This window comes from uncultured Maribacter sp. (assembly GCF_963977385.1).
In the GTDB taxonomy this organism is placed as follows: domain Bacteria; phylum Bacteroidota; class Bacteroidia; order Flavobacteriales; family Flavobacteriaceae; genus Maribacter.
In genome coordinates this window covers 326,614-339,022 of sequence record NZ_CAXBOU010000002.1, presented here as the reverse complement: position 1 = coordinate 339,022, position 12,409 = coordinate 326,614, and the positions used below count along the sequence as shown (strand labels likewise).

Here is a 12,409-nt window from a genome sequence, read left to right as displayed (position 1 = left end):
ATTCGTATTTCTTATAATTATTTTAAAATAATATCTATTTTTGCACTCCTTAAAACAAATATAATATGAACCATTACGAAACTGTTTTCATTTTGAATCCCGTTCTATCAGATGTACAGATAGAGGAAACAGTTAAGAAATTCGAGGATTTCTTAATTAACAATGGCGCCAAAATGGTAGCTAAAGAGAATTGGGGGCTAAAGAAATTAGCCTACCCTATCCAAAACAAGAAAAGTGGTTTTTACCACTTGTTCGAATTTACTAACACTGGTGAGGTAGTTACACCTTACGAACAGGAGTTTAGAAGAGATGAACGTGTTATGCGATTTTTGACCGTTAAGTTGGACAAACACGCTATTTCATGGGCAGAAAGAAGAAGAACAAGAAACAAAAAAACCGCTAAAGCTTAAGTATTATGGCAACATTACAACAACAGGCAAAAGGAAAGAAAGATGGGGAGATCAGGTATCTAACTCCATTGAACATTGAGACCAACACTAAAAAGAAGTATTGTCGTTTTAAAAAATCAGGTATTAAATACGTTGATTATAAGGATGCAGATTTTTTATTGAAGTTGGTAAACGAGCAAGGTAAATTATTACCGAGAAGACTTACAGGAACTTCTTTGAAGTATCAGAGAAAAGTAGCCCAAGCGGTAAAAAGAGCTCGTCATTTGGCATTAATGCCATATGTTGCTGATTTATTAAAATAATAAGAAAAGAATCATGGAGCTTATATTAAAAGAAGACGTACAGAATTTAGGTTTTAAAGACGATGTAGTTAATGTTAAGAACGGATACGGAAGAAACTTCCTTATTCCTCAAGGCTTAGCTGCTATGGCTACTACATCTGCTAAAAAAGTTTTAGCTGAAAACCTAAAGCAAAGAGCACATAAAGAGAAAAAAGTAGTTGATGCCGCTAAGAAAACCGAAGAGGCATTAAAAGCTTTAGAATTAAAAATCACTGCTAAAACAGGAGCTGCCGATAAGTTATTCGGTTCAGTTACTAATGGTGATTTGGCCGAGGCATTAGCTAAAGATGGCCATGCAATCGACAAAAAATTCATTAGCATTTTAGGTGGTGCAGTAAAAAGAACTGGCCCATACAATGCTCAAATCAGATTACACCGTGAGGTTATAGTTGATTTCGGATTTGAAGTTATTGCAGATAAGAAATAAATTATTTCTTATTAAATAAGTTTTAAAAGAGCTATGCCTGCATAGCTCTTTTTTTATTGGTATTTTTGAGTTATAACTCATAACTCACTCAAAACCAATTCTCATGAAAAACAAACTGTTTTTTCAATTGTTGTGTCTATTTTTTGTAGGTACAGTTTATGGTCAGGTCACTACCTCAAATATCAGAGGGTATGTAGAAGATGATCAAAATCAACCACTTTTTGGGGCAAATATTGTTGCCGTACATACCCCAACGGGTACAAAATATGGTTCAATAACTAATGAAGACGGAAGGTTTAACCTTTTGAATTTACGTGTTGGTGGACCTTATGAAGTCGAAATCTCTTATGTAGGTTTCAAAGCTTACGTTTTAAATGATGTTTATTTATCATTAGGTCAAACTTTCAATATCGATGCCAATCTTGTAGGAGAAAGTCAAGCTTTGGATGAAGTTGTCGTAGTATCAGATAGGTCAGGTACATTTAGTAGTGGCCGTACAGGTGCTGAAACAAGTGTTGGAAGAAGAGAATTGACCAAATTACCTACAATATCGCGTTCTGCACAAGATTTTACGAGATTAGAGCCTACAGCAAGTGGTAATTCTTTTGGTGGTAGAAATGACCAATTCAACAACTTTTCTTTGGATGGAGCGATTTTCAACAACCCATTCGGACTAGATGCTGCAACCCCAGGAGGTCAGACAGATGCTCAGCCAGTTTCATTAGATGCGATTGAACAAATTCAAATTTCAACAGCACCCTATGATGTTACCCAATCGGGCTTTACAGGTGCTTCTGTAAATGCTGTAACTAAAAGTGGTAGTAATGACTTTCATGGTACGGTCTATGGTTTTTTCCGAAATGAGGATATGACGGGTGGAAAAATTAAAGGCGATGAAATAGTAAAGCCTAAATTAGAACAGAATCAATACGGAGTAAGCATTGGAGGTCCAATAATAAAAAACAAATTATTCTTTTTTGCAAATTTTGAAAAAGATGAAAGAACAGATTTAGGAACAAACGGTTGGGCACCAAATACGGGTTCGGGAGCAATTAATGAGTCTAGAGTATTAGAAAGTGATCTAATTTCAGTAAGAAATCAATTATTGGCTGTGGGTTACGATCCAGGAGCGTATGAAGGTTTTACACATGATTCTGAATCTACGAAGGGACTTTTCAAATTAGATTGGAATATTAATGACAACAATCGTTTGGCAGTTATTTATAACTTTTTAAATGCATCTAAAGAGAAGCCAGCACACCCAACGGCAATTCAATTTAGAGGTCCAAATGCAAATACGTTGCAATTTCAAAATTCAGGATATGAAATAAATAATGAACTTAAATCTGTGCAAGTAGAATTAAATTCAACGTTATCTGAAACGGCTTCGAATAAATTACAAGTTGGTTATACGCATTTTAACGATTATAGGAATCCGTTTTCAACACCGGCTCCATCTATTAATATTTCTAAAGATGGATCAAATTATATAATTGCGGGTCACGAACCATTCTCGGCGAATAACAGACTTGATCAAAAAGTTATTCAAATTACCAACAACCTCAATTTTTACAAAGGAGACCATACTTATACAGTAGGTTTTTCTCTAGAGAAATTCATGTTTGATAACTCATTTAACTTAACTAGTTACGGTTTTGATTTATTTGGAGGTGTAGATATTGCAAGTTTTGATGCTACCACGTATGATTTTGCTTCACCACGTGCTACTTTTAATGCTAACAATAGCGTACCTGATGGCGAAGGTTGGGCTTTAGCAGAAACGAATGTAGGTCAATTCGCTTTTTATGTTCAAGATGAATGGAACGTTAATGAGAAATTAAAGTTAACATACGGTGTTCGTTTTGATAAGCCGTTATTCTTTGATTCCGCAGAAAAAGCACAAGACGTAATTGATAGAGGTTTTGTAATAGCTGATCAGCCATACCAAAATCCTAATACAGGAGAAACGGTATTCATTGACAATACACAAATGCCTTCAAATGATTGGTTGATTTCACCACGAGTTGGTTTTAACTATGATGTAAATGGAGATAGGTCTTTACAAATAAGAGGTGGTTCAGGTTTATTTACAGGTCGTTTTCCTTTTGTATGGCTAGGAAATCAAATTGCAGCTCCAGATGTATTTTTCTTGCAAGCTGTTGATCCAGATTATAAATTTCCACAAGTTTGGAGAACTAATCTTGGAGCAGATAAGCGATTAGAAAATGGTATGATTCTTACTGCAGATTTATCATACACCAAAGATATTAACGGACCACATGTTCAAAATTGGGCTTTAACTTCGCCATCTGGTAATTTGGCAGGGGTAGATAATAGAGCGACATATACTTCAGGTGATTTACTTAACAGTTTTGGTTTAGGTGCCGGACCTTATGTGTTCACTAATTCTAATAAGGGAAGAATTTGGAATGCTTCTTTCAAAGGTCAGAAGACCTTCAACAATGGTTTGTATGCTATGTTGGCGTATAGTTATTTAGATGCAAAAGATGTCAACTCTATTGAAGCTGAAATTACTTCAGATGCTTTTGTTGGCAACCCTGTTATAAATGATGCGAATGCCGATGTTTTGGCTCCTTCAAAATATGGTGATAAGCATAGGTTTATTGGTGTAGCAAGTAAAAATTGGGTTTATGGCAACGAAAAATGGGGCACTACAATATCTACATTTTTTGAATATGCTCAAGGCGGAAGATTCAACTATACCTATGGTGGAGATATTAATGGAGATGGTTCGGGTATAAATGACCTTATTTATGTTCCGACATCTAGTGAAATAGGGCAAATGCAATTTTCTGGAGCAGGTCAAGGTGCTGCCTTTGATAATTATATTGCACAAGATGATTATTTAAGTGGTCGTAGAGGGGAGTATGCAGAACGTTATGGAGCTTTAACACCATGGAGAGGCCGTTGGGATGTAAAGTTCTTACAAGATTACAATTTTAAGGTTTCGGCTAATAAAACCCATACAGTTCAATTTAGTATAGATGTCTTGAATATTGGAAACATGATTAGTTCTGATTGGGGATTGACTCAACAACCGAACAATGTACAACCAGTAGGTGTAAGCGTAGATGCAGGTACAAATATACCAACCTATACATTTAACCCAGAATTGACTCAGACATTTGGCTATGACGCAAGTCTATTGTCTAGATGGCAAGCACAATTCGGATTACGTTATATTTTTTAAAAGTTTAAAATTAACTTGTAAAAGCCCTAACAAATATGTTAGGGCTTTTTATTTTTGCAGAATGAAATACACGAGGCTAACAAAAGAACAATTAGAAGAACTTCACCCAGAGTTTATTAATTTTTTGGCTACCCAATCAATTACAGGTGATGAATGGGATGCTATTAAAAGAGATAAGCCTAAAGTGGCAGAAGAAGAATTGGATGTATTTAGTGATTTGGTTTGGGAGGGTGTATTGACAAAAGTCTCCTATTTGGAAAATATTTCTAAAGATCAAATGCATTTGTTTTACTTGACTGATAAAGAGATGAAGCTTATATCGGTAAAAGTGATGAACCCAGATCTAGATTTAACTACCAAAATCGGATTTGAATGGTTTAAGAAGAATTGGCAGTCAGACTTTGTTGATTATTTGACAGCTTCAAAGGCTTATACCGATGATAAGAATGTAGACAAATTCTTGTTACTTCAACAAGGTGCTGTAATTACCAAAGGAGATCTATACAAGTGGTTCGAAAAGGTAATTGAGACTTCGTAGCACTATTCACTTTTTATATTCTTAATTCCTAATTGTAGTCTTACTTTATGAAGGCTATATTTGCATTATAATAAAAAATTAATGGCACAGAAACCATCTATACCTAAAGGAACACGCGATTTTACACCATCAGAAATTGCGAAGCGTAACTACATTTTCGATACCATCAAGAGAAATTTTCAAACCTATGGTTTTCAACCTATTGAAACACCTTCGTTTGAGAATTCAGATACGTTATTAGGTAAGTATGGTGAAGAAGGAGATCGTTTGATTTTTAAAATTTTGAATTCAGGAGATTTCATTAGTAAAGTTGATGATGTTACCTATAGTTCTAAAAATTCTACAAGTATTGCTCCAAAAATTACAGAGAAAGCACTGCGTTATGATTTAACAGTGCCTTTTGCCCGTTATGTGGTTATGCATCAGAATGAAATAGACTTCCCATTTAAGCGGTATCAAATTCAACCAGTTTGGCGAGCTGATAGACCTCAAAAGGGTCGTTTTAGAGAATTTTTTCAGTGTGATGCCGATGTAGTAGGTTCAAATTCTTTATTGCAAGAAGTTGAATTGATTCAGTTGTATGATGCGGTTTTTTCTGATTTAAAGTTGGAAGGTGCTACCATTAAAATGAATAATAGAAAAATTTTGGCTGGTATTGCTGAAGTAATCGGCGCTAAACATCTATTGATTGACTTTACAGTTGCTTTAGATAAGTTAGATAAAATAGGGGAGGAAGGTGTTAAAAAAGAAATGTTAGCCAAGGGTATTTCTCAAGATGCTATCGAAAAAGCAGCACCTTTATTTGAACCTCAAGGAAGTAATGTAGATCAGTTAAATCGTTTAGATAGTTTATTAAAAGATTCTGAAGAAGGGCAAAAAGGTTTGGAAGAGCTTCGTTTTATTATGGAGACTATTTCAACATTAGGTTTACAATCTGCGAAATTGGCTTTAGATGTTACCTTAGCACGTGGACTAAACTATTATACAGGAGCAATTTTTGAAGTATCTGCACCTGAAGGAGTAGCTATGGGATCTATTGGCGGCGGTGGTCGCTATGATGATCTTACCGGTATTTTTGGCTTAAAGGACGTAAGTGGAGTTGGAATTTCCTTCGGATTAGATAGAATCTATCTTGTTTTGGAAGAATTAAATCTATTCCCTGAGGCTGTCGATAAGTCTTTAGATGTGCTTTGCCTTAACTTTGGGCCTAAAGAAGCACTGGCGTCTTTAAAACTGGTAACTGTACTACGTAAGAGAGGTGTCTTATCAGATTTGTATCCTTCGGATGTGAAAATTCAGAAACAATTTAAATATGCCAATAACAGAAAGGTACCTTATGTCATATTATTGGGAGCTGAAGAACTAGAGAATAATAGTTTTGTGGTGAAATATATGGAGAGCGGTGATCAAATAACCTTTCCACTTTCTGAGGTAGATAAATTTGTAGCGACCTTAAAGTAATTGTTTAATTTCCTTTAGAATTTTGGTGTAATATTTTTTAGAATGTGGCACATATTGCTTGGCCAATTCCTTATTGTATAGCTCGTTTTCAAATTGATTGATTGATATTAGTTTTAGATCGTCAACTTCACTTTGCTGTTTGGTTAGGTTTTCTAAGCAAACCTTTAATTTAACTAAAAATGTATGATGAAACTCACAATCGAAGAGTTGTTCAGAATGTTTTTGAATGGATTTAAATACACCTATTTTTTGAAGTTCAGTACCTTTTACCGGTAGTCCTATTTCTTCTTGTATTTCCCGAATTGCAGAATTTACAATTGATTCTCCAGCACCAATGTGACCAGCAACAGAAACATCCCACAAACTAGGATGCGTTTCTTTAGTTAAAGCCCGCTTTTGTAATAATATTTTTCCATCTTCCGTATAAAACCATATATGAACCGTTGCATGAAAAAGTCCCTTTTTATGGGCCTCAGATTTGATAGCAGTTGTGCCTAGTGGTTCTCCATCCGCATTTAAAATATCTATAAGTTCATCCATAGTATAAAAAAAATCCCTCCTAAAAAATTGGAGGGATTGTTATAATCTAGTCGAAATAGCTAAAGGTTTCTCCTTCTTTTATCGTCAATAGTGTCTCGTAAATTAATCGAATAACATTCTCAACATCGTCTTTATGAACCATTTCTACAGTAGTATGCATATAACGTAAAGGCAATGAAATTAATGCCGAAGCTACTCCACCATTACTATAAGCAAAAGCATCAGTATCTGTACCAGTAGCTCTCGAAGCAGCCATACGTTGAAAAGGAATTTTATTGGCTTCAGCAGTTTCAAGAATACGTTCTCTCAGTTTATTTTGTACTGCAGGCGCGTATGAAATTACAGGTCCGGCACCAATTTCAGTATGTCCTTGAACCTTTTTCTCAATCATTGGAGTAGTGGTGTCGTGACAAACATCTGTTATAATAGCAACATTTGGCTTAATGGTATTAGTAATCATTTCTGCACCACGTAGACCAATTTCTTCTTGGACTGAATTGGTAATGTAAAGTCCAAAAGGTAATTTTACTTTATTCTCATGTAATAGGCGTGCTACTTCTGCAATCATAAATCCTCCTGCACGGTTGTCAATAGCTCTACACACGAATTTGTCTTCATTTAAAACTTGAAAAGTATCTGGGTAGGTGATTACACAACCAACATGAACTCCCATCTTTTCGACTTCAGCTTTATCCTTAGCACCTATATCAATACTAATATTGTCTAATTTAGGCGCTAATTCTTCTTTTTCACCTTTACGTGTGTGAATTGCTGGCCAACCAAATACTCCTTTTACAATCCCTTTTTTCGTATGAATATTTACCCACTTCGAAGGTGCTATTTGATGATCACTACCACCATTACGTATAACATAAATCAAACCATTGTCGGTAATGTAATTTACATACCATGAAATTTCATCAGAATGCCCTTCAATGACTACTTTGTATTTTGCATCAGGATTTATTACACCAACTGCAGTACCATAAGTATCTGTAATAAAAGTATCTACATATGGTTTTAAGTAGTCCATCCATAATTTTTGTCCTTCCCATTCATAACCGGTCGGAGCAGCATTATTCAAGTATTTTTCAAAAAAGTCTAGTGACTTTTTAGTAATTATTTTTTTATCAGCCATCAATGTAATTTTAAGATACAAACTTAACAATATTAGCGTTGTATTAATAATAACCTTCTATAATTATCGTTAATTTTGGCAAGACTTTTGCTCAACCTATGTTAATGAAATATAACTGTTTACTTGTTTTTTTATACTTTACCAGTTCTTCAATTTGTGCACAAATTGAAGAACAAGTATTGGATTCTGTAACTGAAAAAATGATAATTGTTTCAGGTGATTCAATAGCGCAAAACTCTATTGCATTAGAAGAAGCATATGTTTTTGGAAAACTAAAGTTTTCATCTTATGATGATAAACTGAGGTACTATATTTTACGAAGAAAAACAGAAAAGGTATATCCATATGCAAAATTAGCTGCTGAAAGGCTGGTAGAGCTTAATGATAGCCTTGTCTATATGAAGAATAATAGGAAAAGGAAGAAGTATACCAAAAAAATTCAAAAGTATATTGAAGAAGAATTTTCAGAAGAGTTAAAGAAACTTACCCGTACTGAAGGTCAGATTTTGGTAAAATTAATTTATAGACAAACAGGAACGACAGCATTTGATTTGGTAAAAGACCTTCGGAATGGTTGGCGTGCCTTTTGGTATAATACTACTGCAAAATTTTTTAAAATAAGTATTAAGGAAGAATTTCACCCAGATATTATCGAAGAGGATTATTTAATCGAGGATATTCTTCAACGGGCATTTTCAAAAGGTAAATTGGAGCGACAGGCTACTGTTTTAGATTACGACTATGATAAGTTGTATAATAAGTGGAAGAAAACCACTAAGACACACAAAGATTAAGACGATTTAGTTTTAACTCCAAATACAGAATTAACAATTGTTTTAATGCCTTTAAAGCCCATAAAAACTGCATATGCAGCAATTACAATTCCGAGTATACATACGGGCCAAAATAAAAAGTGCTCTTGGTTTTTAAATGCTTGCCATAGTATTAGAGGGGCAGTAAACATTAAAACTACAGTAATTGCTAATCGTTTTAGCCCGGTTACGAGCATGTCTTTATCAGTTCTTCTCATTATCTATAATTATACTTTCTTTATATTCTTGTACTACTGCAAAATACCCTAAGGCAAAATTATCGGTACGCTCAACATTGTCAAATACTTGGGTATTATCAATGCCAGTAACATTAATTATATTTCCTCGAACGGTAGCTGCAGGTGTTTGAAATGGACCTTGATCTCCACCGGATTGTACGATAATCTGAGTCATATAATTATAAAATGATTCATCTGCTCCTAAGAGACTTATGTTGATAATTGCGTTAGAATTTAATTCAAAATCTGAATCATAGAAGTAAGAGAATACAAAAGTCTGACCTTGGTAGAATTCATCCTCAGTTACTAAGTACTCATTAAAATCAAAATCTAGAATATAAAAATCGTCACGTTCTCCATTGTCCGTAAATGTTACGATAACTTCTGTTTCATCACCAGAGAATAAAGTTTCAGTACCCTGCTCCAAAGAATCTATCGGAGCTGATTTAACATAGGTGGTAGTGGCGAAATAGCGTTCTTCACCAGTATTGAGTATTAGTTGAAAAACATCACCTTCATTAATATTGCTAACGCTAATTCTTTGGTCACTATCAAATGATGGGTCTGGAACCCATAAACCACTACCTGGTGGAAGTTCCGCTAAATTTGATACACCACCCCCTTCTAAAATTTCAGGAGCATCTAGGTTGGGCGTGCCGTAATAAATTATAGCACTTTCTAAAGAGGCAATAGTGTTGCTTTCAAAAAATGAACTACTTTCTAATACAGTGATTTCTATAGGTAAATACTCTTGTGTTTCATCTACTCTTATAACCCCGTTAACAATTAATCTTGTATCGTTTTCGGGCAGTTCAACTTCAATCACATCTTCACAAGAAACAAAAAACGTAACAACCAATAATAAAAATATATAACGTTTCATAGCTTATAATTTAAAGTTATAGGTTACCGCGGGTACAATGCCAAAAATGGAGGTACGCACCGCTTCATTTGAACCTGTATCATCATTTCTTCTAAAACTGATAGAAGCGGCGTTTCGTCTATTGTAAACATTATAAAGGCTAAATACCCATTCACCCTTAATTTTTCTTTTAGTATTCTTTTTAGGTATTAGTGTGGCTGATAAATCTAGTCGATTATAAGAGGGTAGTCTTTGGGTGTTCCGAAGCCCATAGTAAGGAATACTTAATCCTTGAAATTCAAATTGACCTATCGGATAATTGGTAGGTTGGCCTGTTTGATAGGTGAAATTACTACTGAAACTCCATTTATCATTTAAATCATAGCTCAAAAATATCGAAATATCATGCGTTTTATCATAAGGCGTATTATACCAGTTTCCAAAGTTGATACCTGATTCAATATTGCTACGGCCGTTATCCGTTGCAGGGTCTCTACCGGGTGTACGTTGCTCTGATTTAGATAGGGTATAGGCTAACCACCCTTGTAGCCTGCCTTCATTTTTACGCAATAAAAACTCTAAGCCATATGCGCGAGCTTCACCATTTAAAATAACTTGTTCTATAGCATTGTTCGCTATCAGATTAGCACCATCTATATAGTCAACCCTATTTTGAACATCTTTATAGAAAACCTCACTTTCAACCGAGAAATCACCGTCATTAATATTTTTAAAATATCCGAAGGCATATTGGTCTAACAACTGTGGTTTTGTAAATGGTCCACTAGGTGTCCAAACATCTAACGGAGTGGGAGAACTTGTGTTAGACAAAAGATGTAGATACTGCGCCAATCTCGTATAACTTGTCTTTATTGAACTAGATTCATTTAATGTGTACGCTAAAGAAACCCGTGGTTCAAAATTACTGAAGGTAGCTAAGTTAGTTCCTCTACCAGGGTTAATAACTTCAATTGGTTCTGCTTCTTGATAAATCAGTAAAAATGGGTCAAATTCAACAGGATTGTTATTTGCGTAAACATTCAATTCATCTTGACCTAAACGCATGAAGTGACTAAACCGTAATCCATAACCAAGACTCAGGTTTTCTGTTACTCTATGCTCTATGTCGACATAGGCGGCAAATTCATTAGCGTATTTTTGAATTAATTGTTCCTCAACAATTCCTGACTCAGGATTGCTGGGCTCAATTTTACCGGGATTAAATTGATAATAAACATTATTAACACCATAGTTTATTTGCAGCTTATCATTCATATAATGTTTAAGGTCATACTTTATATTGAAATTACGAATACCTGAATTCCAATTAAAACCAACAAAATCAAGCTTTAATCCATAATAGTAGTCAGAATAAATAAGTGATAAGTTGGAGAATAATTTATCAGAGAATAAATGGTTCCATCTAAAATTACCTACTGCATTTCCATAGGTGTTTACAAAACTGTCATTAATGCCAAAAACATCTCTACCAAAATAACCAGAAAGAAATATGTTGTTCTTATCATCTAATCTGTAATTAAGTTTTGTGTTTAAATCATAGAAATACGCAGTATTGTCCACATCAAATAATGGTAAGAATAAATGAGCATAAGACGCTCTTCCGCCAATTAAAAATGCTGCTTTGTTTTTTTTAATGGGACCTTCAACTAAAAGTCTACTGGCAACAGCACCAATACCACCGTTCATTTTAAAATCCTTACTATTTCCTTCTTTTTGAAAAATATCTAAAACAGAAGAAACTCTACCGCCATATCTTGCAGGGATTCCACCTTTGTATAATTTTACATCTTTAATGGCATCAGGGTTAAATACTGAAAAGAAGCCAAATAAGTGAGATGAATTAAAAATTATGGCTTCATCTAATAGAATAAGGTTTTGATCTGCCGAACCGCCACGTACATTAAAGCCAGAAGCACCTTCACCAGCATTGGTAACTCCTGGTAATAGTAAAATGGATTTAATAACATCGGCTTCACCAAGAATGACAGGTATTTTTTTTATGGTGCCAACAGAAAGGGTATTCACACTCATTTGTGGTTTTCGAATATCCATCTTTTCCACATTTTCAGTAACCACGACCTCCTCTAATTGTTCGGCTTCCTCTACAAGTAGGTAGTCTATTCGTATATTTTCGGTGAGATTTATTTCCTGTTGAATATCACTAAAGCCTAAGTAACTAATTAAAACTGTATAAGTGCCCTCTGGTAGTGTAATTGAATAGAACCCATACTCATTAGTTGTTACGCCTGTTTTTAGTTCTGGTATAGCGACAGTAACTCCAATAAGGGTTTCATTACTGCTAATTTCAGAAATAGTACCGCTTAAAGTGAATTTTTGTTGACTCCAAGAATAGGTGGAGAACCATAGAAAAGTGATAAGAATAATTTGTAGATATCCTTTCATCAATTT

The 12,409-nt window shown here is 34.6% G+C and carries 12 protein-coding genes; 7 read left to right on the top strand and 5 right to left on the bottom strand.

The features are described from left to right. Positions 1 to 65: 65 nt before the first annotated feature. The 6 genes from rpsF to hisS all read left to right on the top strand — a co-directional run bounded on the left by rpsF (position 66) and on the right by hisS (position 6,388). Entirely contained in the window at positions 66 to 410 is a 345-nt protein-coding gene (gene rpsF / locus AAC084_RS04890; protein WP_079513901.1) for a 30S ribosomal protein S6, read from the top strand. A 5-nt stretch (positions 411 to 415) separates the two neighbouring features. Beyond that, positions 416 to 712, top strand: a complete 297-nt coding sequence (rpsR, locus tag AAC084_RS04885; RefSeq protein ID WP_027067300.1) for a 30S ribosomal protein S18 — start codon at positions 416 to 418, stop codon at positions 710 to 712. A 13-nt stretch (positions 713 to 725) separates the two neighbouring features. Further along, a complete protein-coding gene (rplI, locus tag AAC084_RS04880) occupies positions 726 to 1,178 on the top strand; it encodes a 50S ribosomal protein L9 (RefSeq protein WP_339837679.1) in 453 nt (150 codons plus the stop codon). 103 nt (positions 1,179 to 1,281) lie between these two features. Further along, on the top strand, positions 1,282 to 4,389 hold the full coding sequence (locus AAC084_RS04875) for a TonB-dependent receptor (protein WP_339837676.1): 3,108 nt from the start codon (positions 1,282 to 1,284) through the stop codon (positions 4,387 to 4,389). Positions 4,390 to 4,450: 61 nt separating this feature from the next. Continuing rightward, entirely contained in the window at positions 4,451 to 4,927 is a 477-nt protein-coding gene (locus AAC084_RS04870) for a DUF6495 family protein (protein ID WP_339837673.1), read from the top strand. Positions 4,928 to 5,008: 81 nt separating this feature from the next. After that, a complete protein-coding gene (gene hisS, locus AAC084_RS04865) occupies positions 5,009 to 6,388 on the top strand; it encodes a histidine--tRNA ligase (RefSeq protein ID WP_339837671.1) in 1,380 nt (459 codons plus the stop codon). On the opposite strand, the gene AAC084_RS04860 is transcribed toward hisS, so the two are convergent. After that, positions 6,380 to 6,928 (bottom strand): NUDIX domain-containing protein, encoded by a 549-nt coding sequence (locus AAC084_RS04860; protein WP_339837668.1) that lies wholly within the window; start codon positions 6,926 to 6,928, stop codon positions 6,380 to 6,382. The genes hisS and AAC084_RS04860 overlap by 9 nt on opposite strands. A gap of 46 nt (positions 6,929 to 6,974) precedes the next feature. Then, positions 6,975 to 8,066, bottom strand: a complete 1,092-nt coding sequence (locus tag AAC084_RS04855; protein ID WP_339837665.1) for a M42 family metallopeptidase — start codon at positions 8,064 to 8,066, stop codon at positions 6,975 to 6,977. A 104-nt stretch (positions 8,067 to 8,170) separates the two neighbouring features. On the opposite strand from AAC084_RS04855, the gene AAC084_RS04850 reads away from it, so the two are divergent. Next, a complete protein-coding gene (locus AAC084_RS04850; protein ID WP_339837662.1) occupies positions 8,171 to 8,860 on the top strand; it encodes a DUF4294 domain-containing protein in 690 nt (229 codons plus the stop codon). On the opposite strand, the gene AAC084_RS04845 is transcribed toward AAC084_RS04850, so the two are convergent. The 3 genes from AAC084_RS04845 to AAC084_RS04835 are packed head-to-tail and all read right to left on the bottom strand — an operon-like array spanning position 8,857 to position 12,403. Next, positions 8,857 to 9,096 (bottom strand): DUF6095 family protein, encoded by a 240-nt coding sequence (locus tag AAC084_RS04845; protein WP_339837659.1) that lies wholly within the window; start codon positions 9,094 to 9,096, stop codon positions 8,857 to 8,859. The two genes, AAC084_RS04850 and AAC084_RS04845, sit on opposite strands and share 4 nt — an antisense overlap. Further along, the gene (locus AAC084_RS04840; RefSeq protein WP_339837656.1) at positions 9,083 to 10,000 is read right to left on the bottom strand and encodes a DUF4249 domain-containing protein; all 918 of its coding nucleotides are present in this window, start codon (positions 9,998 to 10,000) and stop codon (positions 9,083 to 9,085) included. The genes AAC084_RS04845 and AAC084_RS04840 overlap by 14 nt, the downstream gene beginning before the upstream one ends. A 3-nt stretch (positions 10,001 to 10,003) precedes the next feature. After that, a complete protein-coding gene (locus tag AAC084_RS04835) occupies positions 10,004 to 12,403 on the bottom strand; it encodes a TonB-dependent receptor (protein WP_339837653.1) in 2,400 nt (799 codons plus the stop codon). Positions 12,404 to 12,409: the final 6 nt, after the last annotated feature.

What these genes read in the sequence shown, in the direction of transcription:
- AAC084_RS04870 (WP_339837673.1), top strand. Translation starts at nt 4,451, where the DNA reads ATGAAATACACGAGGCTAACAAAAGAACAATTAGAAGAACTTCACCCA.
- hisS (WP_339837671.1), top strand. Translation starts at nt 5,009, where the DNA reads ATGGCACAGAAACCATCTATACCTAAAGGAACACGCGATTTTACACCA.
- rplI (WP_339837679.1), top strand. Translation starts at nt 726, where the DNA reads ATGGAGCTTATATTAAAAGAAGACGTACAGAATTTAGGTTTTAAAGAC.
- AAC084_RS04860 (WP_339837668.1), bottom strand. Translation starts at nt 6,928, where the DNA reads ATGGATGAACTTATAGATATTTTAAATGCGGATGGAGAACCACTAGGC.
- AAC084_RS04850 (WP_339837662.1), top strand. Translation starts at nt 8,171, where the DNA reads ATGAAATATAACTGTTTACTTGTTTTTTTATACTTTACCAGTTCTTCA.
- rpsR (WP_027067300.1), top strand. Translation starts at nt 416, where the DNA reads ATGGCAACATTACAACAACAGGCAAAAGGAAAGAAAGATGGGGAGATC.
- AAC084_RS04835 (WP_339837653.1), bottom strand. Translation starts at nt 12,403, where the DNA reads ATGAAAGGATATCTACAAATTATTCTTATCACTTTTCTATGGTTCTCC.
- AAC084_RS04875 (WP_339837676.1), top strand. Translation starts at nt 1,282, where the DNA reads ATGAAAAACAAACTGTTTTTTCAATTGTTGTGTCTATTTTTTGTAGGT.
- AAC084_RS04855 (WP_339837665.1), bottom strand. Translation starts at nt 8,066, where the DNA reads ATGGCTGATAAAAAAATAATTACTAAAAAGTCACTAGACTTTTTTGAA.
- AAC084_RS04840 (WP_339837656.1), bottom strand. Translation starts at nt 10,000, where the DNA reads ATGAAACGTTATATATTTTTATTATTGGTTGTTACGTTTTTTGTTTCT.
- rpsF (WP_079513901.1), top strand. Translation starts at nt 66, where the DNA reads ATGAACCATTACGAAACTGTTTTCATTTTGAATCCCGTTCTATCAGAT.
- AAC084_RS04845 (WP_339837659.1), bottom strand. Translation starts at nt 9,096, where the DNA reads ATGAGAAGAACTGATAAAGACATGCTCGTAACCGGGCTAAAACGATTA.